The following is a 25,501-nucleotide window of genomic DNA, read 5'->3' on the forward strand; positions in this document are numbered from 1 at the left end:
TTTGGTTTTTTTTTTGTCTGGGCGCGCGGGGGGCGGGGGGGGCGCCCCCCCCCCCCCCCCCGTTCCTACAACTACCGATCAAATAGGAAGCCAATGGCAAAACTCTATCTGCTGCTCGCCGCCCTCCTCGGCGCGACCGGCGTCATACTCGGCGCCTTCGGCGCCCACGGCCTGCGCGACAAGGTTGCGGAAAACCTGCTCGAGGCCTACAAGACCGGAGTGCACTACCAGATGATCCACGCGCTGGCCCTGCTCGGCGTTGCGCTGCTGATACAGCAGTGGGGCGCGCGCGCATCGCTGGCGACAGCCGGCGCGCTGTTTGCGCTGGGCATACTGCTGTTTTCCGGCAGCCTTTACGGCCTGACTTTCGGCGGTCCGCGCTGGCTGGGCCCGGTGACACCGCTGGGCGGCCTGATGATGATCGGCGGTTGGGTGGCGCTGTTTGTCGCCGCGTTGAATTACTCCAGATAATTTCCCCGCCGCTTCTACAATAAAGTTCGCAAATGAGGTCGCGAATAATGCAAGACGAATCCGCGGAAGACTTCCCCTACCGCACCGAGTACAAGAAAAAATCCATCCGCAGCTATGTGATTCGCGCCGGGCGCATGACCGAGGGGCAGCGCCGCGCCTTCGACAATTACTGGGGCGGATTCGGCCTGTCATTGTTCGGCGGCCCACTGGAACCGCAGCAGGCGTTCGGCCGCGAGGCGGAGCTGGTACTGGAAATCGGATTTGGCATGGGCGATTCGCTGCTGGCCATGGCCGAGGCGGAACCGGACAAGAATTTTATCGGCATCGAAGTGCACCCACCGGGCGTCGGCCGGTTGATCAACAACGCCGGCAAAGCGGGGGTAAAGAACCTGCGCGTCTATATGGCCGATGCGGTGGATGTGCTGAACGACTGTATCGCCGACGCATCGCTGGATCGTTTCCAGCTGTATTTCCCCGACCCCTGGCACAAGAAGAAGCATCACAAACGTCGCATAGTGCAGCCGGAATTCGTGCGCCTGATCTGTAGCAAACTAAAAGCCGGCGGCCTGCTGCATATGGCCACCGACTGGGAAAACTACGCCGAGCATATGCTGGAAGTGCTCGAGGCGGAGGAGATGCTGGAAAACACCGCCGGCAAAAATCATTATTCACCGCGCCCGGAATTCCGCCCGGAAACCAAGTTCGAGCGCCGCGGCCAGCGCCTCGGTCACGGTGTCTGGGACCTGCTCTACCGGCGCGTCGATTAATCCCTCCCCCGCCGGGTGACATTGCAGTCGACGCGCTGATTGGCGCGTCGTTGCGCTGCCGACATTGTCTGCTATCTTCAATCAGAACCGGGTATCACGCCCGGTGCCGGTAAAAGGAACTTCCGGAGCCCCCAATGACAAAAAGCCGCCCGCTCTTGCCGCTCCTCTTGTGCGTCGTTTTTCTCGGTGTCCTTACTGGCGGGCCCGCGTCGGCGGATGAAGAGGGCACTGCGACCCTGTACCTGAACGGCGGCCAGTACTGGTTCGACAGTGATCGCCTGAATGGCACGCCGCTGAAAGGCTTTGAACTGGAGGACACCACCGGTGGTGGCGGCGGCTACGGCTACATGATCACCGATCGCTGGGCCATGGAAGGGGTACTCGATTACTTCAGCGTGGGTGTCAAGGGTATCGACGAGAAAGTCGACGTCTACAACTATCACCTGGATCTCTTCTACCAGTTCGCCGGTCGCTTCTGCGGCAACTTCTGCTGGCAGCCGTATGTGGCCTTCGGTGCCGGTGAGATCCGCGTCGACTTCAATGATACTTCCGACGACGCCTTCGATTGGCACGATCGCCAGACCATGGTCAACCTGGGACTGGGGGTCAAATACCGCCTGGGACCGCGCTGGCAGGCGCGGGCCGATGCGCGCGCTTTCCAGGGTGTGGAGGAAGGCGGGCTGGACGGGTTCGTCAGTGTGAGTATCGGCTACCAGTGGGTCGAATACCCGGCCGTTTGGAGCGACCTGGATGGCGACGGTGTCGTGGATGGTGTGGACGCCTGCCCGCAGACGCCGCCCGGCGTTGCCATCCAGAGTGACGGCTGCCCGATCGATTCCGATCGCGACGGCGTGCCCGACTACCTCGATCGCTGCGCCAATACGCCCATGGGCACGGCGGTCAATGAGGACGGCTGCCCTTATTAGCAGCGTTGCGGCCCTGCCGCCGCCGACAGCAGGGCCGCAATGGAATCATCCGAACAGGATGGAGCATCCGGGTAACGATGAATAAACCGTCGTTCCTGGGGATCAGTCGGCGCGCGCCGCCTCCAGCTGTTCGGAAATTTCCAGCCACTGCATCTCCAGCTCTTCCAGCACATCCCGCTGCTGCGACTGCTCGCGGTTGAGGCGCGCTATCTCCTCCTGTTGGCCGCCGCTATAGAGACTCTCGTCGGCGAGCCGGCTTTCCAGTTCGGCCAGTTTCTTCTCCGCGCGTGCCATCTGCTGTTCGATGTTCTTGAGCTTGTTGGTCAGTGGCTTCAGCTGCTCGCGCAGTGCGGCCGCGGCGCGGCGCTGGGATTTTCTGTCTTCCACCGGCTTTTCGGCACCGTCGTCTTTGTTTTCCTCGCGACGCTTCCTGTCCCGATCCTTTCTATCTCGATTAAAGCCCAGCAGCCACTGTTTGTAATCCTCCAGGTCGCCGCTGTAGGGCTCGGCCCTGCCGTCGGCCACCAGGATAAACTCGTCGGCGGTATTGGCCAGCAGGTGGCGATCGTGGGAGACCAGTACCACAGCGCCGGGAAATTCCGCCAGGGCCAGGGTCAGCGCGTGGCGCATCTCCAGGTCCAGGTGGTTGGTGGGTTCGTCCAGCAACAGCAGATTGGGTTTCTGCCAGGCCAGAATCGCCAGCGCCAGCCGCGCCTTCTCGCCGCCGGAAAAGCCTTTTACGGTTTCGAAAACCCGGTCGCCAACAAAACCGTAACCGCCGAGGAAGTCCCGCAGCGACTGCTCACTTGCGTCCGGCGACAGGCGTTGCAGGTGCAGCAGCGGCGAGGCGGCGACGTCCAGTGCCTCCAGTTGGTGCTGGGCGAAATAGCCGATCGCCAGGTGCTCGCCGCAGAGGCGCTCACCGCGCACGGGCGACAGTTCGCCGGCCAGTGTCTTGATCAGTGACGACTTGCCGGCGCCATTGGGGCCCAACAGGCCGACGCGCCGCCCCGGCTGTATGCCCAGCTGAACCTTGCACAGCACAGGCTCGTCGCCATAGCCGATATCGGCGTCGCGCAGGTCGATAAGCGGATCCGAAGTCTTTTCCGCCGCGGGCAGCGAAAAGCGAAATGGCGAATCGATATGCGCGGGGGCGATGGTCGCCATGCGGTCCAGCGCCTTGAGGCGGCTCTGCGCCTGCTTGGCCTTGCTGGCCTTGGCGCGGAAGCGGCGCACGAAGTCCTCCATATGCGCGCGCTCCGCCTGCTGCTTCTCATACTGGGCCTGCTGCTGTGCCAGCCGCTCTGCACGGGCGCGCTCGAAGGCGCTGTAGTTGCCGCTGTACAGCAGTAAATTCTGTTGCTCGAAGCTGACGATAGCGTCCACCACCGCATCGAGAAAATCGCGATCGTGGGAGATGATCAGCAGTGTGCCGGGGAAGCGCTGCAGCCACTGCTCCAGCCACAGGGTCGCGTCCAGGTCCAGGTGGTTGGTGGGTTCGTCCAGCAGCATCAGGTCCGCCGGACACATGAGCGCGCGGCCCAGGTTGAGGCGGATGCGCCAGCCGCCGGAGAAGCTGCTGACCGGACGCTGCTGGTCAGCGTGGGAAAAACCCAGGCCGTCGAGCAGCTGCGCCGCGCGTGCCGGGCCGCTGTAGCCATCTATCGCCGCCATGCGCTCGTGCAACTCCCCCAGCCTGTGGCCGTCGGCAGCGACGCTTTCCGCCTGTTCCAGCTGGCGCTGCAACTGGCGCAGCTCGGCATCGCCGTCCAGTACATAGTCCAGTGCCGACTGCCCGCTCGCCGCCACCTCCTGTGCCATATGCGCAATGCGCCAGCCCGCCGGCACCTCCACCCGGCCGCTGTCGCTATCCAGCTGGCGCAGCAGCAGTTTGAACAGGGTCGACTTGCCACAGCCATTGGCGCCGATAACGCCGACCTTGTGACCGGGGAAAATTCGGCAGTCCGCATTGTGCAGCAGCTCGCGTCCGCCCCGCTGCAGGGAGACGCCTTGCAAATTGATCAAAGAAAAAACCTCATACCTGTGGGCAGATGAATGCTAGGCTATTCGAAAACCTGTGGTGCGGAAGGGTCGTTGCCTTCCCCAGTGCCCGTAATAAGTGTGGCCGGATTCTAACGTGACAAAATCCACACCTCCATCTTCCTCCCTGGATAACCCCCTGTGGCAGTTCAGCCTGGATTTCTATCGCCACGGCGAGGTGGAGCAGTTCCTGCTCGACTGCCAGGACAGGAAAGGTGCGGATGTGTGCCTGCTACTGTGGGCCAGTTACGCCACCGCCCTCGATCGCCAACTGAGTGAGGAGAGCTGGCGCGTGGCCGACCGGGGCCTGGCCCCACGGCGGCGCATGATCGCGAGCGTGCGCCGATTCCGGCGCTGGCTGGGCCGGTTGCGCCCTCGCACCCGGGCTGTCTACGAATACTTCAAGCGTTACGAACAGAAGCTGGAGCAGCGCCAGCTGGCGGCGCTGTGGAAACTGCAGGGTGAAACCTGGCCGGAGGATCGCCCGGCCCTGGAGCTGGCGGGGCAGCAATATGGTCTGCTGCAAAAAGATCAGGCCCGCTGGGCGGGCCTGATCGATAGCTATAAAGCCGAGCGAGACTGACTACTCGTCGCCGGGGTTTTCACTGGAAAACAGGCTGTTGGGCGGCGTCGCGGGGGTGATACTCGGGGCCGGCTTGGTTTCGGCCGGGGCGCCGAAGGGGCGCGGTTCCGGGGTCTTGCCCAGGATGGGCGCGCTGCTCGGGGGAGTCGACTCCGGCTTCTTCGCAACCGGCGCTGAGGGTTTCTTCTCTGTCGGTGCCGGCTTGGGTTCGCTCGGTTTGGCTGCGGGCTTCTCGGCTGCCGCTTTTTTTACCGGGGCTTTCTTGACCGGGGCCTTTTTCACAGCGGGCTTGGTGGCTTTCGCGGACGGGGCCTTGGCCGCACTCGCTTTTTTCACGGCTGCCTTCTTGACGACGGCTTTCTTGGGCGCCGCCTTTTTCGGGGCTGCTTGCTTTGCGGCTGCTTTCTTTGGTGCCGCTTTCCTGGCGGTCGCCTTGGTCGCGGTGGCTTTCTTCCCGGCAGCCTTTTTCGCCGTCACTTTGGCGGTTTTTTTCGCTCCCGCCTTTTTGCCTTTGGCCTTACTGCCCGCAGCTTTCTCCGCCTTGGCGGCCACCTTGTTAACGGCCTCCGCCAGCTTCAGTTCTGTCTTGGCCGCCGCTTCCGCCTGCTTGGCCTCCGCCGCTGCGTCTTTCGCCTGTTGCAGGGCATCGGTCAGCTTTTCCACATTGGCCCTGGCGGTATCCACGCGTTTCTGTACCGCTGCAGTCTTGCCCTTTTTGGCCGCGGTGCGGGCCTGGGCGAGTTTGGCCTTGGCCTTGGACAGCTTGTCCTTGGCGGCGGTCAGCGCTTTTGCGGCTTTCTGAGCGGCTTTGCCGGCGTCGGCGACCTGTTTGGCCCGGGCCTTGTCCAGTTGAGCGGTGAGCTTGGCAATTTGTGCTTCCAGTTCTGCGACCGGATTGACAGCTTTACGTTTGGCAGCCATGAGTAAATATCCTGAGGTTTATTATCGATTCGGCGCATCCGGGCAGCGCGTCTACCCGGCGTTTGTAACCAGATGTATGCACTGATCGGTTGTTTCGGAAACGGCGGACCACTCCTGAAAACTCCGAAACAACAACCGGTGGAGGGCCGATAATAGCGCTGTTTCTTTAAAAAATGTATGCCGAAGCCGGCGAAAAAAGCGCTCGCGCCAAAATTTTTTCCAGGCTGTTTGGAACTAGCGCGCAAATGTGGTGCCTTGCACAGTATGAGCGGCCTCGGTATGCACCGCGAGTCATCGTAGGTTAGACTTGCTGGGCACTGGCGATAGGCACAGGGCCGGTCGGAGCGCCGAAGGAGCCCGAAACTGCTTAAAATGCCACTACAGGCCTTGGCCCCGGGTCAGGCGCGAATCAACAAATGCAATACGGACAAAGAGACAACTCCCATGAATAAATATCCTTTGGCTGCAGCAGTTGCCCTGGGCCTCGCGCTGGCCGGCTGTAACGAACAGGAATCCAAACAGGCCGCCGAAGTCACCCTGGATACCCAGGAGAAGAAGGTCAGCTACATCATTGCCGAAGATATGGCCAAGCGTCTGGAATCCCAGGATGTGAAGCTGGATCCCAAAGTCGTACTGATGGCGCTCGACGACGTGGCCAGCGGTCGCGACTCGCGCCTGTCCGACGAGGACAAGCAGCAGGTCATCGCCGTATTCCAGGAAAAGATGCAGGCCAAGCAGCAGGAGATGCTGGCCAAGCAGGAGGAAGAGTTTAAGGCGAGCGCGGAGAAGAACCTGCAGGAAGGCAAGGCATTCCTGGAGGAAAACGCCAAGAAAGAAGGTGTGATGACCACCGACTCCGGCCTGCAGTACAAGGTCATTACCGAGGGCAACGGCGATTCCCCCAGCGCGGAAAGCACTGTCGAAGTGGATTACAAGGGCACCCTGATCGACGGTACTGAGTTCGACAGCTCCTACGCTCGCGGCGAGCCGGTACAGTTCCCGGTCAATGGCGTGATCAAGGGCTGGACCGAAGCCCTGCAGCTGATGAAGGAAGGTGCCAAGTGGGAGCTGTATATCCCCTCGGACCTGGCCTATGGTCCGGGCGGCGCGGGCGGTATGATCGGTCCCAATGCGACACTGGTTTTCGAAGTGGAGCTGCACAAGGCCAACGTCGGCGCCGGTGAGGGCGACGCAGGGGAAGAGAAGAAGGAAGAAGCCGAGCAGGAATAAGCGATTATTCCCGACGGCAATGGTAAGGGCGGACCTTGTGTTCGCCCTTATTTTTTAGCAGTCAGAATGCAGTCCTGAATTCAGGCCAGCTGGTTCTTGTGCGCCGTGTGTAGCAGCGCGATCATCTGGTCTTCGGAGCTGAAGCGGGACTCGAGTGCCTCGCCCAGCTGCGACAGGTCGCTGACCAGGCTGGAGAGATCGTCGGTCTCCTGGTATTTATCGTTGAAATCCACCGCAATATCGGTGGTCTTGTCGATGTCCTTGTAGAGCTGGCGAGCCTGCTCCAGGCCCTGCTTGTCGTCAAACGCCTGGCCCTCGCGAATCAGCTGCTCGTAGACTTCGAAATGGCCTGCGGATACATAGTCCACCAGCAGCTGGCACAGCTGGCGCACGTTCTCTTCTGCTTCGGCGTCGCCCTCGCTGATTTCCTTTTTTTCCGACAGGCTGCAGAAGCGCACCAGCAGCGCCTGTCGCGAATGCAACCAGCGATCGATAATCTCGCTCACGCCGCCCCAACGCTCGCGCGCCGACTTACAATTTTCCAGCATCTCCAAGCTTCCTTTTGTTGCTCTTACCGCTCTGGACCGAACACCCGCAAGGGCGTTCACAAGGCCTTATGGCAAGATAGGAGATTCCCCCGCCGGCGGCAAGAAGGGCAGCGTATTGAGCGCCAAAATACCGCCGGCTAGTATGCGTCATTTCGCGCCTTATGCAGGGACAGATCTATGTATACCCCCAAGTCATTCCGCAATGAAGACCGGAAATCCATGCTTCGCCTGATACGCGAGTATCCGCTGGCAACCCTGGTGATCGAGGGGGCGGATGGCCCCGAGGTCAGCCATGTGCCGATGGTGCTGGATGTGAACGGCGAAGTGTTGCGCGGTCATATTGCCCGGGCAAACCCGCTGGCGCGGCAGTCGGGTAGCTTGCGGGCGCTGGCGGTGTTCCGCGGCGCGGACGCCTATATATCGCCGAACTGGTACCCGGCCAAGGCGGCGCACGGCAAGGTGGTACCCACCTGGAATTATGTCGCCGTACATGTCACCGGCGAGCTGCGGCTGGTGGATGAAGCGGACTGGCTGATGACGCAATTGCAGGCGCTGACGGATCAGCAGGAAACGCCCTCGTCCTCTCCCTGGACGGTCGAGGATGCGCCTGCGCAGTATATCGAGCGACTGGCGGCGGCGATCGTCGGCCTGGAGCTGCCGATTGAATCCCTCGAGGGCCAGTGGAAAGTGAGCCAGAACCAGAGTGGTGAGACCCGTGCGGCCGTCGCCGGCGGCCTGCGCCGGCGCGGGCGCGGCGCCGACCTGGCGATGGCGGGCCTGGGCGCGGGAGCCCCGTGAACCACGTGCGTTCTGGGGACTGAACGACGTCAGTTCAGGGCGTCGACCAGCAGCGGCAGTACAAGGGCGGTCAGGGCGCCGCACAGGCCCATGGCGAGCGCGGCAAAGGCACCGCACAGGGCGCTGAATTCCAGCGAGCGGGCGGTACCCACCGCGTGGGCATTGATACCCAGGGCAAAGCCGATAATGCGATGGTCGCGGATATTCAGGCGCTCCAGCAGCGGTGGTCCGAACACGGCGCCCACCACGCCGGTGAAAACGACGATGCCGGCGGTCAGGCTCTGGGCCGCGTGAATCTTCTCCGCCAGCGCCAGCGCGATGGGAGTGGTAATCGACTTGCCACTGAGCGCCAGCAGTACCGGTTCGGCGGCCCCGAACAGAAAGGCGATGGCGATGGCCACCACCGGGGCCAGGAGCGCGCCTACCGCCAGGGTCACTGCCAGCGGCCAGCCGGCGCGGCGGATAATCGCCAGGTTCTGTTTCAGCGGCACCGCCAGCGCGACCACCGCCGGGCCCAGCAGTGCGTACAGCAGGCCGCTGGCATTCCGGTAGTCGCTGTAGGAGATATCCAGGCTCCACAGGACCGCCGCCACCAGGAAGCCGGCGCCGACAATCGGGTGCAGCAGTGCGGTGCCGCTGCGCCTATAGATGGCGACGCCGAGCAGGAAAGCGCAGACGTTCAGCGGCAGCACAAACAGCGGACTCTGCAGCAGCTCACTCATCGCCGCGCTCCTCGCCATTGCGTGGAGATTGTTTCAGCAGCTGTTTCAGCAGCAGGGCGCAAAGAAGCAGGCTCAGCAGCGTGCCGAAAACCGTGGCGGCGAGCAGGCCCAGCCAGTCGGCTGCAGACAGGTCGCGCAGGTAGAAGACGCCCACCGCTGCGGGCAGGAACAGCAGTGCCAGCAGGCGCAGCAGCTGCTCGCTGACCCGCGCCAGTCCACGCGGCACACCGCCGTACACCATCAGCCCGAGCAGCAACAGCAGCATGCCCAGAACCGAGCCGGGTACCGGTAGGGAAAAGGCCGCGCTGATTTTGCGCCCGAGAAATTCACAGCCCAGCAGTATTGCCGCGCCGCAGAGCCAGTGTGCTATCTGTCGAAAAGAGTCCATTGATCTGTAGGGTGCGCTGTGCGCACCAACTGTGCCGAGGCCTGCGCCGTGGTGCGCGCGGCGCACCCTACGCAATATTCAGTGCTCAATGCTTGCGGAATGCCTGCCAGCCGCCAAACAGTATCAGGCCGGCGAAGCCGATCGCCGCCCAGCCGGGAATGCTGAGCCCCATCAGGGTCCACTGCACCTCGGCGCAGTTGCCGTCGCCGGTCAGCAGTGTCTTGATCACCTCTGCCATCGGGAAGGCATCCAGCATATAGGAAATACCCGGGCCGCAGGCCGGCACCTGGTCTTCCGGCAGGCTCTGCAACCACAGCTGGCGGCCGGCAAAATACAGGCCACCCATTGCCCACAGGGATACCAGCAGCCCGTAGATGCGCCGGCCGATGGTGGCCGGATTGTGCAGGAAGGCAATCAGCGAAACCAGGCCCACGCCGAGCAGCATCACCCGCTGGGTGATACACAGCGGACAGGGCTCCAGCCCCTTCACATACTCCAGGTAAAAGGCGGCACCCAGTAGAAAAATTACGGCGAGAAAAACCAGCAAAAACGTAACGCGCGGGTTGGGCAAACTCATGATTTATTGGATCCAGCTATCTGTTCGCAACCATTTACTTGTTGCTATTCATTCGTTCAGGTGTGCTGTCGAAACTGCTCGGCTTCGCGATTCAAGTCGGAAAACAGGTTTGTGAAATTGTGTTCCAGCGCATCCCGGGCGGCGATCAGCTCGGGCACTGCTTCGTGCAGTGCCACTGGCCGGCGCAGCCGTTGGCCGACCCTTTCCAGGGTGCGCGCTATCACCTGCTCGTCGCCGTAGCTCTCGAGAAGCTTGAACTGTTCGGCGCGCTGCATAAACGCCAGGGCGCGGGGCGGAATATACCGGCTGCGGGCGTGAAAGTCCCGCCAGCATTGGTCACAGAATTGCTCCAGCGGTTGCGGGTGCCAGAGGGACCACTGGTGGCAGAGCAGGTGATCGAACCAGATATCCAGAATGATACCCGCGTAGCGCCGCCAGCCGGGATCGAGTTGCGCCAGTGCATCGCGGTAATCGGGGTGTTCGTCGGTGCGGGCGTCGATGCGTCTGTGCAGGCGGATGCCCGCCTCTATCGCCGCCGGTCGCTCGCCGGTCAGCGGGCCCTTGACGAAGTCCCCCAGCAGCCCGCCCAGGCGCCAGTCCGGGTCGGGACCGGAGAGCAGCAGGTGGGCCAGGTAGTTCATGGTCGGATAATCGCGCCGCTACCGCTGGCAGAAAATGTACTGCGCATAGTAGTGGCCGAGAAAATCCTCGAAAGTTCCCCTGTCGGTGTCCTCGACCTGCGCCTGTTTCTGCAGCGATGCCTCTGCCTGTAGGGCGAATTCCCGCTGGGCGGTGCTGTCCAGCGGCCGCTCCAGGAAGTACTGGCGGTGCTGCTCGGCCTTGTCCGAGGCCCACTGGAAGAAGCTCTGGCCGCGCTCTTTCATTTCCGCGAGCATGTGCGCCGCCGGCGTCAGGGCCTCTCCGCTGACCTTGGCCCGCTGGGCGGCGAGTGCGCGACGGTAGTCGTCGCCGCCCCAGGCGCTGTCGAGCAGATCGGCGATGGGCTCCATTTCGTCCAGCAGGCGCGTGGCCCAGTCGGTCAGTTTCAACTCGCCGCCCCCGCCGTTCTGGGATAGGTGGATCAGCCGCAGTTCAGGGTCGCGGCCGCGGTAGACGATGCGGTTCTGGTTTTCCTGGGTCGCGCGGTAGTCGGCGTCGTCGGTCTTGGGGCTGTCGTGCAGTAGGCAGTGGAGCAGGAAGCTGTCGAGGAAGCGCATCTGCTGTGCGTCTATACCCAGCGGCGCGAAGGGGTTGAGGTCGAGGCAGCGCACCTCGATATACTCGACCCCGCGGTTGTCGAGTGCCGACAGCGCCGTCTCTCCCATCTTGGCCGGGTTCTTGGGGCGGATGGGCGAATAGAATTCATTCTCGATCTGCAACAGGCCGGTGGTCAGCTGCTGGAAATGGCCGTCCGCATCCTTCACACCCAGCTCGTGATAGGGGGCGTAGGGGCGGCTGATGGCCGCGCACAGGGTGGACAGGTAGCTGGGCAGGTCGTTGTAGCAGACGATCAGGGACTGCTGCGCGTCGCTGTTGTAGCCGAGGTCACCCATGCGCAGCGAGGTGGCGAAGGGGGTATGCAGTGTGTGGTCATCGCCATTAAATACTTCCAGGCTGTGCTCGCGCCCCTCGACAAACGAGGCGCACACCGCCGGCGCCGCGCCGAACAGGTAGATCAGCAGCCAGTAGTGACGGCGGAAATTGCGGATCAGGTCAAAGTAGCGGCGGGTCTTGAAGTCGCCCAGGGATTCGTCACTGCCCTCGCGCTCGTGCAGCCACTTCCACAAATCATCTGGTACGGAAAAATTGTAGTGAATGCCGGCGATGGTCTGCATGGCGCGGCCATAGCGCAGCCCCAGGCCCAGGCGGTAGACGGTTTTCATGGTGCCGCTGTGGGAGCTGCCGTAGCGGGCCACCGGAATCTCGTCATCGTCGCCGATACGACAGGGCATGCTGTTGACCCACAGGCGCTCGTCGCCGATCTGGCTGTAGGTGTAGCGGTGGATGCGATCGAGGATCTGCAGCGCTTCCTCCGGCGTGGCCACCGGCGGTGTGATGAACTCCAGCAGTGACTCGGCGAAGTCGGTGGTGATGCTGTCGTGGGTCAGCGCGGAGCCCAGTGTCGGGCCGTGGGGTGTCTGCGCCAGGGCGCCGTCCGCGGCGACCCTCAGGCTCTCTTTTTCAATCCCGCGGCGAATGCCCTTCAGCAGTTGCAGCGTCTGTGGCTGGGCCAGGGCGGCCAGGTGGTGGTTGGGCACTCGATACTCCTTTTTTAGTCGCCGCGGACACCGGGACGACTGCACCGTGACCGGCAGTTAAGAGGCCGATATGGGGGCGGCGGCCATTATCTCAATCGGCCCGCTCAACCGAAGTCGAGTACCGCGGCTCTCGCCCCGCCCGCTTCCGCGCCGGCCTCGTCCGGCTGTTGCGGCTCTATCTCCGGCGCTTCCTCGGGGGTCACTTCCGGGGCCTGTTCGGGCGGAGTCTCCGGAACCGGCTCCGGGTTCACTTCCGGATTGCTCTCCGGCGGTAGCTCTTCCGGTGCGCCCGGCTCGATTTCCGGGTTCCCCTGCGCGGTTTCCGCTGCGGTCATCGCCGACATCTCCCCCAGGGCGTCCGCGGGTATCTGCGGCTGCCCCCTGTCATTCAGTTCACACTGCAGCAGCTCGATACGCAGGCTCACATTGCGGGTATTGGCTTCGAACATCTGGTTGATGGCGACATCCTTGTGTTCGCTGCGGAACAGGCGGTTGACCTCGCGGCCGTCGATCCACTCGTTGCTTTTGCTCAGGAACTGCTGGTGCTGGTTGGTCAGCACAAAGACGTGACTCATGGGGTAGGACAACTTTTAACGCTGTAACAGAAGGGCAGTTTAGCGACGGGGGGACTGTGGCTCAAGAAGCGTGGCGGCGGGGCGCGGTCAGTACCCGCCCCCGCGGGGTAAGGTGCGGGGGCGGGATGGGGTCACAGTGCCTCGAGCGGATAGTGTTCCGGATAGGGCAGCCGCGCCGCGCCGCTGTCCACGGCCGCGCGCGCCACGGCGGCGGCCACTTCCGGCAGCAGGCGCGGGTCCGTGGGCTTGGGCAGTATATAGTCGGGCCCGAAGTTCAGCTCCACGCCGCCGTAGCCGGCGCGCACCGAATCCGGTACCGGCTGGTGGGCAATCTGGCGAATGGCCTCGATGGCGGCCAGTTTCATCTCCTCGTTGATACGTGCCGCGCGTACATCCAGGGCGCCGCGGAAGATAAACGGGAAGCAGAGCACATTGTTGACCTGGTTCGGGTAGTCCGAGCGGCCGGTGGCCATGATCAGGTCGTCGCGCACGCTGTGGGCCAGCTCCGGGGCTATCTCCGGGTTGGGGTTGGAGCAGGCGAAGACCACCGGCCTGGGCGCCATGCGCTTCAGCTGCTCTGCGGACAGCAGGTCCGGGCCGGATACGCCGAGGAAGACGTCGGCGCCCTCGATGGCGTCGTCCAGGGTGCGCATTTCGGTGTCCCGCGCCCACTCACCCTTGTAGGCGTTGATGTCGGTGCGGCCGGAGTGGATGACGCCGCGACTGTCGAGCATGGTGATCTGCTCTTTTTTCGCGCCGGCGGCCAGCATCAGCTTGCAGCAGGCGGTGGCGGCGGCGCCGGCACCCAGGCAGACCATGCGCACTTCGCCGATCTTCTTGCCCTGTATCTCCAGCGCGTTGAGCATGCCCGCTACGGTCACAATCGCCGTGCCGTGCTGGTCATCGTGGAACACCGGCACCTGGCAGCGCTCGATCAGTGCCTCCTCGATATGGAAGCACTCGGGCGCCTTGATGTCCTCCAGGTTGATGCCGCCGAAGGTGTTGGCGATGTCGGACACCGTCTGGATAAAGCGCTCGGGGCTGGGGCTGTCCACCTCGATATCCACCGAATTGATGCCGGCGAAGCGCTTGAACAGCAGCGACTTGCCCTCCATCACCGGTTTGGAGGCCAGCGGGCCCAGGTTGCCGAGGCCGAGGATGGCGCTGCCATTGGAGATCACCGCGACCAGGTTGCCCTTGCCGGTGTACAGGTAGGCTGCCTCCGGGTCCTTGGCGATCTCGCGCACCGGCTCGGCGACGCCCGGGCTGTAGGCCAGGGACAGGTCTTCCTGAGTCTGGGCGGGAGTGGTCACTTCTACCGAAAGCTTGCCCGGGGTCGGCAGCGCGTGGTAGTCGAGCGCGGCCTGGCGCAATGAATCCGTCATCTTGGAAATTATCTCTCGAATACTGCGGGGATGCCTCTGTGGGCCTCGCCCTGGTTACTGCGGGGGCGCTGAGAATAACCGACTGCGCCCTGTCGTCACAAGCGCAAAAATCGAGCGGGACCGTTAATTCCTACTAATTTCGATCGTGAATTTCGAGTCGATGGCAATGAAGAAGCGCTTATTCTGTGGAAACCGGGATGTGTATTTCGCGCCCCTGTCCACCAGCCAGCCCTTCACCTCTATTTGCGCTCCTTGCCAATCGCGCCGGTTCAGCTGGCCAGAATCCCCGGTCAGGGGTAGTCGCAGGGCCACGGGGCCGTCCAGTTCCAGCCACAGGTAGCGGTTGCGTTCGGCCTCGCGCACCCTGCCGCGCAGCAGCACGAAGCCGCCGTCGCCGGGGCGCACATCCGCGGCGCGCTTTGCCGGCCACACGCCGGGCGCCCAGACGCCGCGGCCGCGCCGGCGCGCGGAGGCTTCGTGTTTCGACAGGCACTCGGCCAGGGTCAGGTTGGGTGCCACGGCGATATGGAAGGCCAGGCCGTCGGACAGCAGCGCCGCCTCCAGGCTTTCGCCACGGTGGTTGTAGACATGGGCCAGCAGTCGCCCGTAGCGATCGCGCCTGTCGCGGTCGTAGGAGATTTTCAGGTCGCCGCCGGCCAGGAAGTGCCTGGTGAACGCCCGCGCCTCCCGCGCCAGCGGCTCCGCCGGGCGTCCGTCCCTGGCCAGTTCCGGCGTATTGACACCGATCAGGCGCAGGCGGCGGCCGTCGCGCAGCAGCAGGGTATCGCCGTCCTGAACCCGCTGAAGCGTCACCTCTTCATCCGCGGCACCGAGAGTGCAGCCGGCGGAGGCCGGCCCTGCCGGCAGCAGAGCGGTAATGCAGGCAATAAAAAAAGCACCGAGGGAAACCCAGGGTGCTTTTCTGGCCGGCGCTGTGGGCGACTTTGAAGTCACACTGCGCTCTGCGGCGTAGGCCCGAATTACTTGGCGATGCGGCTGCCGAAACGCTTCTTGAAGCGATCCACACGGCCGCCGGTGCTCGCTTCGCGCTGCTTGCCGGTGTAGAAGGGGTGGCATTGGGAGCACACGTCCAGCTGGATGTCTTTGCCCAGGGTGGACTTGGTCTTGATGGCGTTGCCGCAGGAGCAGGTAGCGGTAACGTCGACGTAATTCGGATGGATATCTGCTTTCATGATTGCCTCTTTTCGAATCCGCCACCCGATCTGTTGCCGGGCACGGAGCCGTCATTGGTGCAGGAACCGGAATGGTTCCGGGCTGTTTAAAAAGTCGGCGCATACTATCAGATTAGCGCGGTGGTTCAAGCGCAAATATACGGAACCGCCCGGCTCGCCGGAGCCGGGCACAACTGCGCTATCATGCGCCCCACGATCCAGCAGTACGGGAGGGGGCACTTGGCGAGCGACGGCGCAAATCCGGCAATTCTGCGACTGGCGGTACCGGTACCGCTGCGGCGCCTGTTCGACTATCTGCCGCCGGAAGGCATCGATCTGTCCACATTGAGCCCGGGCCAGCGCCTCTGGGTGCCCTTCGGCGGGCGCAAGCTGGTAGCGGTGCTGGTGGATATGGTCCCCGAGTCGCCGCTGGCGCAGCTGAAGCCGGCGCTGGAGCTGATCGACAGCGCGCCGGTCTTCGACGGCTGCTGCCGCGACTTCCTGCACTGGGCTGCCGACTACTACCAGGCGCCGGTGGGCGAACTCTACGCCGCCGCCCTGCCCGCCGCCCTGCGCAAGGGCAAGCCGGCGGACCACTGGGCGGAACAGTGGCTGCAGCTGACCACCGAGGGCAAGGGCCTACCGGAAACGGCGCTGTCGAGGGCGCCCAAGCAGCAGGCACTGCTGCAATTGCTACTGGAGCGCGGCCGCCAGAGCCGCACCCAGTTGAAGGCCCTGGATCACTCCACCGCGACCATTCGCGCCCTGCAAGATCGCGGCCTGGTGGAGTGGATCGCCGGCCCCACGGTCCCGCCTGCGATTCCCGCCGCCGAGGCCACAGCGCCGCCAGAGCTAAATGAAGAACAGCGACAGGTGCTGGATGCCATCCCGGTCGATCGCTTTTCCGCTTCCCTGCTCGAGGGCACCACCGGCAGCGGCAAGACCGAGGTCTACCTGCGCCTGATGGAGCAGGTGCTCACCGGTGGCAAACAGGCCCTGTTGCTGGTGCCGGAAATCGGCCTGACGCCGCAGACGTTGCGCCGTATCGCCGCGCGCTTCCCGGACCGCAGTATCGCCGCCCTGCACTCGGGCCTGGCCGAGGGCGAGCGCGCCCAGGCCTGGCTGTCCGCGGCCGCGGGCCAGGCGGATATCGTCATAGGCACCCGCTCGGCGATACTGACACCGCTGCCGAGATTGGGCGCGGTGATCGTCGACGAGGAGCACGACGGCTCCTTCAAGCAGCAGGACGGCGTGCGCTACTCCGCCCGCGACCTGGCTATGGTGCTGGGGCGCAACGCCGGTGTGCCAGTGCTGCTGGGCTCGGCGACGCCGTCCCTGGAGAGCCTGCACAATGCGCTCAGCGGTCGCTACCAGCATCTGCGCCTGCGCCAGCGCGCCGGCAATGCGCGCCCACCGCAGATTCACCTGGTGCCGACCCTGGGCCAGCAGCTGGAGGAGGGCTTCGCGCCCCAGGTGCTGCGCCATATCGGCGAAACCCTGGCGCGCGGCGAGCAGGCGCTGGTGTTTATCAACCGTCGCGGCTTCGCCCCGGCCCTGACCTGCGACGACTGCGGCTGGCTGGCCGACTGCCCCCACTGCTCCAGCAAGCTGACCATGCACCGCCGCCAGCGGCAGCTGCGCTGTCACCACTGCGACTACCGCAGGTCACTGGTGGATAGCTGCCCACAGTGTCACAGCCGCTCGCTCAGTGCCCTCGGCGGCGGCACCGAGCGCAGCGAGGAACTGCTCGCCAGGCGCTTCGCCGACTACCCGGTGATCCGCGTCGACCGCGACACCACCGCCAGCAAGCAGGCCCTGGACAGGCTGCTGGCGCCGGCGCGGGACGGCAAGCCCTGCCTGCTGCTCGGCACCCAGATGCTGGCCAAGGGCCACCATTTACCGCGGGTTACCCTGGTGGTCATCCAGGACGCCGACGGCGGTCTCTTCAGCGCCGATTTCCGCGCCCCCGAGCGCACCGGGCAGCTGCTTGAACAGGTGGCTGGCCGCGCTGGTCGCGGCGACCTGCCCGGGCGGGTGCTGGTACAGAGCCGCTACCCGGAGCACCCGCTGCTGCAGCTGCTGCTGGAGAAGGGCTACGGCCCCTTCGCCCGCCAGCTGCTGCGCGACAGGGCTGTGGCACAGCTGCCGCCGCTGCGGGCCATGGCGCTGGTGCGCGCCGAGTGCGAGGAGCCCAGGTGGGCGGAGGAATTCCTCGAGACGGCGCGCACGCAGATGCAGGCACTGGCGCCGCCGTCGCCACAGCTGTCCTACCTGGGGCCGGTGCCGGCGCTGCTGGAACGCAAGTCCGGCCGCTTCCGCTTCTATGTACAGATCACCGCGGAGAAGCGCGGCCAGCTGCAGCCACTGCTGGCGCGCCTGTGCCAGTGGGCCGAGGGCAACAGGAACCGCCGCCTGCGCTGGGCGGTGGATATGGATGCGCAGGAACTGTCGTGAATTTGAGTTCCGCCCGCCGCGGGCGGGGCGAATGGCGTTACAATTCCCCTGTCGAAAAAGCGTTAAAAAGTTAGGGAAGAGATTTTCATGAGCCGTCGCAACGCCAGCCGCCGCAGCAACAGTGCCACGGGCAAGCCCGCCTGGGTCTGGTTTGTACTGGGCAACTTCGTCGGCGGCTTCGTGGTCTTCATGATCTTCCTGCACGGCCTCAAGCAGGACGGCAAGCCGGTCACCGTCGCCAAACGCCAGCAGCCGGCCGAGCAGGCGGAGGACAAATCACAGGCGCCGCGTTTCGATTTCTACACACTGCTGCAGGAAAATGAGGTATCGGTGCCGCCGCCGAAAACCGCGCAGCCGACGCGGCGCCACGCCGACGATACCGGTTCTAAGAATACCAGTTCTGACAGGGCCGCCAGCGAACCGGCGCTGGTCTACATACTGCAGGCCGCTTCCTTCCGCGATAAGTCGGAAGCGGAGAAGCTGCGCGCCCAACTCACCCTGGCCAACCTGGACGTGCAGGTGGAAACCGCGAGCGACAGCCGCGGCACCTGGCACCGGGTGCTGGTTGGTCCCTACAGCAGCCGCTCCCGCGTCGCCAAGGCGCGCGAGGTGCTTGCTGACCACAGGCTGATGCCGCTGGTACTGAAACGCCCGGCGCGCTAGCTGAGCCCGACCTAGAGCTGCGACTTCACCAGCTTGCGCGTCAGCCAGTGCGCCAGCGGCGCGATCAGCGACACCAGCGGGAAGGCCACTATCCACGCCACCAAGAAGGCGCGCAGCCAGCGCATCCAGAAGCCCGCATCCAGGCCGGTGTTGATAAAGGTGATCACCCCGGACATCAGCAGTGACATCATGCAGGACATGAACAGGGCGAATACCAGGGTGTAGAAGCGCGAGGACAGGGAGCTCAATGCAATTCTCCAGGGGATACAGCTGCGCGCATTATAGCCATCTCTGTTGAAATTCCGCCCCGCCGACCACACTTACTGAATTCGGCACAGATTTCCCTTGTAGATACTCTGTCGCAAAACAAGCTTTAAATCGTTCGTCATACCGGCGAAAGCCGGTATCCAGTTCAGTGGCACCTGGATTCCGGCCTGCGCCGGAATGACGACAGTACTCTGTAGGGGCGAATCTTGTGTTCGCCCGGCCGCGGCCACCTGCAGGCACCGACCCGAAAACCAAGGGGCTCCAATTGGAACAATATCGCGGAACCACAATCCTCTCCTGCCGCCGCAACGGCAAAGTCGTCATCGGCGGCGACGGCCAGGTCTCCATGGGCAACACCGTCATGAAAGGCAATGCGCGCAAGGTGCGCCGCCTGCACGACAACAAGGTGATCGCCGGTTTCGCCGGCGGCACCGCCGACGCCTTTACCCTGTTCGAGCGCTTCGAGGCCAAGCTCGAGGCCCACGGCGGCCAGCTGACCCGCGCCGCGGTGGAACTGGCCAAGGACTGGCGCACCGACCGCGCCCTGCGCCGCCTCGAGGCCCTGCTGGCCGTGGCCGACGCCACCGCCAGCCTGATCATCACCGGCAACGGCGATGTGATACAGCCGGAGGACGACCTGATCGCCATTGGCTCCGGCGGCCCCTTCGCCCAGTCCGCTGCCCGCGCGCTACTGGACAACACCGACATGGACGCCCGCGCCATCGTCGAGCAGGGCCTGAAGATCGCCGGCGATATCTGTGTCTACACCAACCAGAATCACACCATCGAAGAATTGAGTTACTGACGAAGTACCGCACCCCGAATCGAAGGCGGCGTGCCGGGGCAAAGGTTTCAAAACTGTCGGAAACAGGGACGTTTCCGACAGAGCGTACAGGGACGTATTCACAGCGGTTTTGAAACCTTTGCCCCGGTGCGTCGCCGCCACCGCACCAGCTTAGTGGAGCGGGGGGGGTACCAAGAGAATTTGGACCGGGAATTTCCATGTCCGGATCCCCAATGACCCCCCCCGAAAACGTCCACGAACTCGACCGCCATATCGTTGGCCAGCAGGACGCCAAGCGCGCCGTGGCCATTGCGCTGCGCAACCGCTGGCGGCGCATGCAGGTGAGCGAGGAGCTGCGCGCGGAGATCACCCCGAAAAATATCCTGATGATCGGCCCCACCGGTGTCGGCAAGACCGAGATCGCCCGCCGCCTGGCCAAGCTCGCCGGCGCCCCCTTTATCAAGGTGGAGGCGACCAAGTTCACCGAAGTGGGCTATGTCGGCCGCGACGTCGAATCCATAGTGCGTGACCTGGTGGAAATGGCGGTGAAGCTGGAACGCGAAAAGGCCATGTCCGGCGTAGAGCAGCGCGCAATGGACGCCGCCGAGGAGCGTATCCTCGACGCCCTGCTGCCCCCGGCCCGCTCCACCGAGCCCGGCGACAAGGATTCCGGCACCCGGCAGCTGTTCCGCAAGAAGCTGCGCGAGGGCCAGCTGGACGACAAGGAAATCGAGTTAGACATGGCCGTATCGCCCATGGGGGTGGAAATCATGGCGCCCCCCGGCATGGAGGAAATGACCAACCAGCTGCAGGGCATGTTCTCCAATATGGCCCAGGGCAAGACCAAGAAGCGCAAGCTCACGGTCAAGCAGGCCCTGAAACAGCTCACCGATGAGGAGGCGGCCAAGCTGGTCAACGACGAGGAAATCAAGACTCGCGCCATCCAGTCCGCGGAGCAGAACGGCATTGTCTTCCTCGACGAGATCGACAAGGTGGCCAAGCGCCAGGAGAGCGGCGGTGCCGACGTGTCCCGCGAGGGCGTGCAGCGCGACCTGCTGCCGCTGATCGAGGGCAGCACCATCACCACCAAGTACGGCATGATCAAGACCGACCATATCCTGTTTATCGCTTCGGGCGCCTTCCACCTGTCCAAGCCGTCGGACCTGATCCCGGAACTGCAGGGGCGCCTGCCGATTCGCGTGGAGCTGAGTTCGCTCACCTCCGGTGACTTCCAGCGCATACTCACAGAGCCATCCGCGTCCCTGACCGAACAGCAGAAAGCGCTGCTCGCCACCGAGGGCACACAGCTGGAATTCTCCGAGGACGGCATTCGCCGCATCGCCGAAGTGGCATTCGACGTGAACGAGCGCACCGAAAATATCGGCGCGCGTCGCCTGCACACAGTGCTGGAGAGACTGCTGGAGGAAATCTCCTTCGACGCCGACGGCGGCAAGACGATTACCATCGACGCCGAATATGTGGACAACCACCTGGGCGAACTGAGCCAGGACGAAGACCTGTCTCGCTTTATCCTGTAATCCGGATCCCGTAAGAAAAGCGCCCCTCTCCCGCTTGCGGGGGAGGGGGCGAAAGTGGCCCCGACAACAGATAACTATGAAAGCCCCAAAAAAAATCCGCCTAAACCGTGCCGAGAAAACTCTGCAAGTCGCATTCGCCGATGCCGAATACCAGCTGCCGGCCGAATACCTGCGCGTCTTCTCCCCCAGCGCCGAGGTGCGCGGCCACGGCGCCAGTGAACCGGTGCTGGTCAGCGGCAAACTGCACGTGGGTATCGACAAGGTCGAGGCCGCCGGCCGCTACGCGCTGAAAATCACCTTCGACGACGGCCACGACAGCGGTATTTACACGTGGAGCTATCTGCGCGAACTGGGAGAAAACCGCGCGGACAACTGGGAGGCATACCTGCAGCGCCTGCGTTCTGCGGGAAAGGGCCGCGACCCGGACGAGAGCGCGGTAAAAATCATCGGCTGAGAAATCGATAACCGAAAATAATCGGAGAAATAAAAATCATCCTGCCCTGAATAATTTAACAGGCGCGTAATTCCCCCGTCATAATTCCGGACTCTAATGCGGGCCAAATCCATGAGTACCGGAGGCTCTCCATGGCAAAGCGATTTGCCCGCGCACTCGCTGCGTCCTGTCTTTTCCCCCTGATCCCCGCAGCGCAGGCTGCCGACCTGCCGGACTACCAGAGCAACAGCGACTGGTTTACCGACGGCGCCAGCCGGGTCGAATCCCGGGCCGCGGAATCCCGCAGCGACGTCACCGCGAAGAATGTAATCCTGTTCGTCGGCGACGGCATGGGCATCTCCACCCTGACCGCCGCGCGCATCCTCGAGGGCCAGCTGCGCGGCGAGGACGGTGAGGAAAATGCCCTCTCCTTCGAGGAGTTTCCCCACAGCGCCCTGATCAAGACCTACAACACCAACCAGCAGACCTCGGATTCCGCCGGCACCATGACTGCGATGATGACTGGGGTGAAAACCAGGGCCGGGGTGATCAATGTCGACGAGGAGGCCCTGCGCGCCGACTGCGCGGGCAGCCAGGGCAGGGAGCTGAACACCTTTCTCGAGCTGATGGAGAGCCGCGGCAGATCCACCGGCATCGTCTCCACCGCGCGCATCACCCACGCTACCCCGGCCGCCACCTATGCGCGCAGCCCGGAGCGGGACTGGGAATACAGCGCCGATGGCGACTGCACCGATATCGCCGCGCAACTGGTCGAACTCGAAGTCGGCGATGGCCTGGATGTGATCCTCGGCGGCGGCCGCCGCAACTTCATTACTGCGGACGACGGCGGGAAGCGCGAAGACGGCCGCGGCCTGACCGCCGAAAGGCTGCAGCGCTACGACGGCGGGCAGCAGGGCGTGTACCTGCAGAGCGGCGCCGAGCTGGCGGCTCTGGACCCGGCTTCCACCGACAAGCTGCTGGGACTCTTCACCAGCAGCCATATGAGTTACGATGCCGACCGGGTGGCAAAAGGCGCCGATGAGCCCAGTATCGCCGAGATGACCACTGCGGCCATCGACCTGCTGCAGAAGAACGACGACGGCTATTTCCTGATGGTTGAATCCGGCCGCATCGACCACGGCCACCACGCTGGCAACGCCTACAGCGCGCTGCACGATGCCATCGCCTTCTCCGATGCGGTACGGGCCGCGACGGAGAAAGTGGATCTGAAGGAGACGCTCATCCTGGTGACCGCCGACCACAGCCACGTACTGACCATCGCCGGCTACCCGACCCGGGGCAATCCGATTCTCGGCAAGATGATCACCAACGATGCCAGCGGTGCGCCGCAGGCAGAGGCCGGTGCGGCGGCGGACGGCCTGCCCTACACGACGCTTTCCTACGCCAACGGCCTCGGCTATGCCGACCGGGGAGACGAGACGGATGCGGACCTGCGCTACAACCTGGCCGCCGACACCGGGCGTGTGGACCTGAGCGCCGTGGACACAGCGGCGCCGGGTTTCCACCAGGAGGCGCTGGTGCCGCTGGGCTCCGAGAGCCACGCCGGCGAGGACATCAGCCTGCACGCCACCGGCGCCGGTAGCCGGCTGGTACAGGGCACTCTGGAACAGAGCGCCGTTTTTCACCTGATGGTCGGCGCAACCGGCCTGTCGGTGACCGCGGAATAATTTGGGGGTAATTGACGATGAAACCATTCAATAAACTGGCCCTGGCCTTTTCCATCGCCGCGCTGGCCGCGGGTTGCAGTGACGACAATTCCGGCTCCGATGACCTGGCCCTGCTGCCGGAACCGCAGCAACAGGTGCTGGGCCTGTCGCAGGCCCAGCGCGACAGCAGCTGGTTCGTGAGCGGCGAGCAGGCCGTGGACCGCGCGCGCGACCAGGTGATCGACAACACCCCCGGCGCGGCCAAGAACATCATCCTGTTTGTCGGCGACGGCATGGGTATCTCCACCGTCACCGCCGCACGCATCCTGGCCGGCCAGCAGCAGGGCCTGAGCGGAGAGGAATACCAGCTCAGCTTCGAGAAGATGCCCTTCGCCGGCCTGGTGAAGACTTACAACACCAACCAGCAGACGCCCGACTCCGCCGGTACCGCCACCGCCATGGTGACCGGCGTCAAGACCAAGGCCGGCGTACTCAGCGTGGCCGAGGACGTGGCCCGCGGCGACTGCGCCGCCAGCCTGGAGCGGCCGCTGACCACTGCGCTGGAGCTGGCCGAGGGGCTCGACAAGAGCACCGGTATCATCAGCACCGCGCGCGTCACCCACGCCACCCCGGGCGCCACCTACGCCAAGGTACCGGAGCGCGACTGGGAATACGCCGCCCCGGCGGGCTGTGTGGATATCGCCACACAGCTGGTGCAGCTGGCGGCCGGCGACGGCATCGACCTGGTACTCGGCGGCGCCCGCCGCAACTTCCTGCCCGACACGGTTACCGACCTCGAGGGCGTGGCGGGCAAGCGCGCGGACGGCCGCAACCTGGTGGACGAGTGGCAGGAGCGCTACAACGACGGTATCACCAATGCCGCCTACATCGAGGATCGGGCCGGCTTCGCCGGTGTCGACGTGGCCGCCACCGACAAGCTGCTGGGCCTGTTCAACGCGTCGCACATGCAGTATGAGGCGGACCGCGGCAACGACGTCGCCGGCGAACCGTCCCTGTCCGAGATGACCGCCAAGGGCCTGGAACTGCTGGGCAAGAATGACAAGGGATATTTCCTGATGGTCGAGTCCGGCCGCATCGACCACGGCCACCACGCGGGCAGCGCCTACAACGCGCTCACCGACGCGGTGGAGTTCGCCAGGGCGGTGCAGGTGGCGATGGACAACACCAATCCCGAGGATACCCTGATCATCGTCACCGCGGACCACAGCCACGTGATGACCATCGCTGGCTACCCGACCCGCGGCAACCCGATTCTCGGCAAGGTGGTGACCAACGACGGCAGCGGCCAGCCGGAAACGGCCCCGAGCCTGGCCGGTGACGGCCTGCCCTACACCACCATCAGCTACGGCAACGGCTTCGGCTACGCCGATTTCGGCGAGGAGACGGATGCGGACGAGCGCTATGAGCACGATATCGACGCCGGCCGCCAGGACCTGAGCCACGTCGATACCACCGCGTCCGGCTACCACCAGGAGGCACTGGTACCCCTGGCCTCCGAGTCCCATGCCGGTGAAGACGTCGGCGTCTGGGCCCGCGGTCCGGGTGCGCACCTGGTCAGTGGCACCAACGAGCAGAGTTACCTGTTCCACGTCATGGCCCGCGCCGGTGGCCTTCTGGGCGAATAACCCGGTCGCCTGAACGCAATAAAAAGCCTCACCGAGGGGGGGGCGCCGCCGGGGGGGCGTGTTTTTTTGTGTTTGCTGGCAGTGGTGACCACTGCCGGGGCTTTTTTCTGTTGGGATTCAAGCCGCGATTAGACCGCCGTCGCTAAAACCCTCCCGGTTTTCGCGAGCGGTTCCAGTGTCTCGATCAGTTGGCGGCGTATCGACGCATTGGAGATCTCCGCCCTGTCCATATCGAAGTTGTCGTAAAAGCTCGGCACGGACAGGGACGCGACTACGTCGCCGTCAAAGAAATGGGCCGAGTTCACCGACGCGGACAGCACACTGCTCGCGCCCCCGGGACCCGGGGAAGTCGCCAGCATCACGATCGGCCTGCCCTGATAGACATTGCGATTGTGGCGCGACGCCCAGTCGAACAGGTTTTTGTAGGCGACGGCGTGGCCCCCGTTGTGCTCCGCGTAGGAGATCAGCAGGGCATTGGCCCGGGCGATCCTGGCCAGGAATCGCTGTGCAGGCTCCGGAATGCCCTCTTCCTCCTCCAGGTCCGCGCTGTAGATCGGCAGCGGGAAGTCGTTGATATCCAGCACCTCGACTTCCGCCGTCTCTTCAAGCAGTTTGGCCGCGTAGCCAAGCAGCGCCTTGTTGATGGATTTGCGGCTGTTGGTCGCGGCAATTGCCAGTACTTTCATTG

Annotated in this window: 27 protein-coding genes; 13 read left to right on the forward strand and 14 right to left on the reverse strand. The window is 64.0% G+C overall.

Annotation, left to right across the window (positions count from 1 at the left end):
* Positions 1-93: 93 nt before the first annotated feature.
* From IG627_RS05485 to IG627_RS05495, 3 genes are all read left to right on the forward strand, one after another.
* On the forward strand, positions 94-471 hold the full coding sequence (locus IG627_RS05485) for a DUF423 domain-containing protein (RefSeq protein WP_193190789.1): 378 nt from the start codon (positions 94-96) through the stop codon (positions 469-471).
* A 47-nt stretch (positions 472-518) separates the two neighbouring features.
* The gene (gene trmB, locus IG627_RS05490; protein WP_193190791.1) at positions 519-1,238 is read left to right on the forward strand and encodes a tRNA (guanosine(46)-N7)-methyltransferase TrmB; all 720 of its coding nucleotides are present in this window, start codon (positions 519-521) and stop codon (positions 1,236-1,238) included.
* 134 nt (positions 1,239-1,372) lie between these two features.
* A complete protein-coding gene (locus IG627_RS05495; protein ID WP_193190793.1) occupies positions 1,373-2,164 on the forward strand; it encodes an outer membrane beta-barrel protein in 792 nt (263 codons plus the stop codon).
* A 102-nt stretch (positions 2,165-2,266) separates the two neighbouring features.
* Here the strand turns inward: IG627_RS05495 and abc-f are convergent, their stop codons facing one another.
* Positions 2,267-4,189, reverse strand: coding sequence for a ribosomal protection-like ABC-F family protein (gene abc-f, locus IG627_RS05500; RefSeq protein WP_193190800.1), 1,923 nt, complete (start codon positions 4,187-4,189; stop codon positions 2,267-2,269).
* A gap of 112 nt (positions 4,190-4,301) precedes the next feature.
* Here abc-f and IG627_RS05505 point away from each other — a divergent pair, with 112 nt between their 5' ends.
* Positions 4,302-4,787 (forward strand): TIGR02444 family protein, encoded by a 486-nt coding sequence (locus tag IG627_RS05505; RefSeq protein WP_193190802.1) that lies wholly within the window; start codon positions 4,302-4,304, stop codon positions 4,785-4,787.
* On the opposite strand, the gene IG627_RS05510 is transcribed toward IG627_RS05505, so the two are convergent.
* Positions 4,788-5,708, reverse strand: coding sequence for a histidine kinase (locus tag IG627_RS05510; RefSeq protein WP_193190804.1), 921 nt, complete (start codon positions 5,706-5,708; stop codon positions 4,788-4,790).
* A gap of 444 nt (positions 5,709-6,152) precedes the next feature.
* On the opposite strand from IG627_RS05510, the gene IG627_RS05515 reads away from it, so the two are divergent.
* Positions 6,153-6,938: an FKBP-type peptidyl-prolyl cis-trans isomerase gene (locus tag IG627_RS05515; RefSeq protein WP_193190806.1), complete on the forward strand. Its 786-nt coding sequence runs from the start codon at positions 6,153-6,155 to the stop codon at positions 6,936-6,938.
* An 80-nt stretch (positions 6,939-7,018) separates the two neighbouring features.
* Here IG627_RS05515 and rsd read toward each other — a convergent pair whose 3' ends face one another.
* A complete protein-coding gene (gene rsd, locus IG627_RS05520; protein ID WP_193190808.1) occupies positions 7,019-7,486 on the reverse strand; it encodes a sigma D regulator in 468 nt (155 codons plus the stop codon).
* Positions 7,487-7,663: 177 nt separating this feature from the next.
* On the opposite strand from rsd, the gene IG627_RS05525 reads away from it, so the two are divergent.
* Positions 7,664-8,284: an FMN-binding negative transcriptional regulator gene (locus IG627_RS05525; RefSeq protein ID WP_226864756.1), complete on the forward strand. Its 621-nt coding sequence runs from the start codon at positions 7,664-7,666 to the stop codon at positions 8,282-8,284.
* Between the two features lie 29 nt (positions 8,285-8,313).
* Here the strand turns inward: IG627_RS05525 and IG627_RS05530 are convergent, their stop codons facing one another.
* From IG627_RS05530 to rpmE, 9 genes are all read right to left on the reverse strand, one after another.
* A complete protein-coding gene (locus IG627_RS05530) occupies positions 8,314-9,006 on the reverse strand; it encodes an LrgB family protein (protein ID WP_193190809.1) in 693 nt (230 codons plus the stop codon).
* Positions 8,999-9,394 (reverse strand): CidA/LrgA family protein, encoded by a 396-nt coding sequence (locus tag IG627_RS05535; protein WP_193190811.1) that lies wholly within the window; start codon positions 9,392-9,394, stop codon positions 8,999-9,001. The genes IG627_RS05530 and IG627_RS05535 overlap by 8 nt, the downstream gene beginning before the upstream one ends.
* A gap of 85 nt (positions 9,395-9,479) precedes the next feature.
* Positions 9,480-9,971, reverse strand: coding sequence for a disulfide bond formation protein B (locus IG627_RS05540; protein WP_193190813.1), 492 nt, complete (start codon positions 9,969-9,971; stop codon positions 9,480-9,482).
* Positions 9,972-10,027: 56 nt separating this feature from the next.
* On the reverse strand, positions 10,028-10,612 hold the full coding sequence (locus IG627_RS05545) for an acyl carrier protein phosphodiesterase (RefSeq protein ID WP_193190815.1): 585 nt from the start codon (positions 10,610-10,612) through the stop codon (positions 10,028-10,030).
* 18 nt (positions 10,613-10,630) lie between these two features.
* The gene (gshA, locus tag IG627_RS05550; protein ID WP_193190817.1) at positions 10,631-12,229 is read right to left on the reverse strand and encodes a glutamate--cysteine ligase; all 1,599 of its coding nucleotides are present in this window, start codon (positions 12,227-12,229) and stop codon (positions 10,631-10,633) included.
* A 104-nt stretch (positions 12,230-12,333) separates the two neighbouring features.
* Positions 12,334-12,804 (reverse strand): hypothetical protein, encoded by a 471-nt coding sequence (locus IG627_RS05555; protein WP_193190825.1) that lies wholly within the window; start codon positions 12,802-12,804, stop codon positions 12,334-12,336.
* A 131-nt stretch (positions 12,805-12,935) separates the two neighbouring features.
* On the reverse strand, positions 12,936-14,189 hold the full coding sequence (locus tag IG627_RS05560; protein WP_193190827.1) for a malic enzyme-like NAD(P)-binding protein: 1,254 nt from the start codon (positions 14,187-14,189) through the stop codon (positions 12,936-12,938).
* Between the two features lie 123 nt (positions 14,190-14,312).
* Entirely contained in the window at positions 14,313-15,143 is an 831-nt protein-coding gene (locus tag IG627_RS05565) for a thermonuclease family protein (RefSeq protein ID WP_193190829.1), read from the reverse strand.
* A gap of 26 nt (positions 15,144-15,169) precedes the next feature.
* On the reverse strand, positions 15,170-15,382 hold the full coding sequence (gene rpmE, locus IG627_RS05570; RefSeq protein ID WP_193190831.1) for a 50S ribosomal protein L31: 213 nt from the start codon (positions 15,380-15,382) through the stop codon (positions 15,170-15,172).
* A gap of 219 nt (positions 15,383-15,601) precedes the next feature.
* Here rpmE and IG627_RS05575 point away from each other — a divergent pair, with 219 nt between their 5' ends.
* Together IG627_RS05575 and IG627_RS05580 are read left to right on the forward strand one after the other, a co-directional pair.
* Positions 15,602-17,815 (forward strand): primosomal protein N', encoded by a 2,214-nt coding sequence (locus tag IG627_RS05575; RefSeq protein ID WP_226864758.1) that lies wholly within the window; start codon positions 15,602-15,604, stop codon positions 17,813-17,815.
* An 87-nt stretch (positions 17,816-17,902) separates the two neighbouring features.
* Entirely contained in the window at positions 17,903-18,478 is a 576-nt protein-coding gene (locus tag IG627_RS05580) for an SPOR domain-containing protein (protein WP_193190835.1), read from the forward strand.
* A gap of 11 nt (positions 18,479-18,489) precedes the next feature.
* Here the strand turns inward: IG627_RS05580 and IG627_RS05585 are convergent, their stop codons facing one another.
* The gene (locus IG627_RS05585) at positions 18,490-18,726 is read right to left on the reverse strand and encodes a DUF2798 domain-containing protein (RefSeq protein ID WP_226864759.1); all 237 of its coding nucleotides are present in this window, start codon (positions 18,724-18,726) and stop codon (positions 18,490-18,492) included.
* Between the two features lie 284 nt (positions 18,727-19,010).
* On the opposite strand from IG627_RS05585, the gene hslV reads away from it, so the two are divergent.
* From hslV to IG627_RS05610, 5 genes are all read left to right on the forward strand, one after another.
* Positions 19,011-19,550 carry an ATP-dependent protease subunit HslV gene (hslV, locus tag IG627_RS05590; protein WP_193190837.1) on the forward strand — a complete coding sequence of 180 codons (540 nt, stop codon included), beginning with the start codon at positions 19,011-19,013 and terminating at the stop codon, positions 19,548-19,550.
* Positions 19,551-19,762: 212 nt separating this feature from the next.
* A complete protein-coding gene (gene hslU, locus IG627_RS05595) occupies positions 19,763-21,067 on the forward strand; it encodes an ATP-dependent protease ATPase subunit HslU (protein ID WP_193190839.1) in 1,305 nt (434 codons plus the stop codon).
* Positions 21,068-21,143: 76 nt separating this feature from the next.
* The gene (locus IG627_RS05600) at positions 21,144-21,521 is read left to right on the forward strand and encodes a gamma-butyrobetaine hydroxylase-like domain-containing protein (RefSeq protein ID WP_193190841.1); all 378 of its coding nucleotides are present in this window, start codon (positions 21,144-21,146) and stop codon (positions 21,519-21,521) included.
* 131 nt (positions 21,522-21,652) lie between these two features.
* Positions 21,653-23,188, forward strand: a complete 1,536-nt coding sequence (locus tag IG627_RS05605) for an alkaline phosphatase (protein ID WP_193190843.1) — start codon at positions 21,653-21,655, stop codon at positions 23,186-23,188.
* A 17-nt stretch (positions 23,189-23,205) separates the two neighbouring features.
* A complete protein-coding gene (locus IG627_RS05610) occupies positions 23,206-24,813 on the forward strand; it encodes an alkaline phosphatase (protein ID WP_193190846.1) in 1,608 nt (535 codons plus the stop codon).
* Between the two features lie 128 nt (positions 24,814-24,941).
* On the opposite strand, the gene IG627_RS05615 is transcribed toward IG627_RS05610, so the two are convergent.
* Complete coding sequence (locus IG627_RS05615; protein WP_193190848.1) at positions 24,942-25,499, reverse strand: NADPH-dependent FMN reductase; 558 nt, start codon at positions 25,497-25,499, stop codon at positions 24,942-24,944.
* Positions 25,500-25,501: the final 2 nt, after the last annotated feature.

This window comes from Microbulbifer taiwanensis, from assembly GCF_014904815.1.
Classification (GTDB): domain Bacteria; phylum Pseudomonadota; class Gammaproteobacteria; order Pseudomonadales; family Cellvibrionaceae; genus Microbulbifer; species Microbulbifer taiwanensis.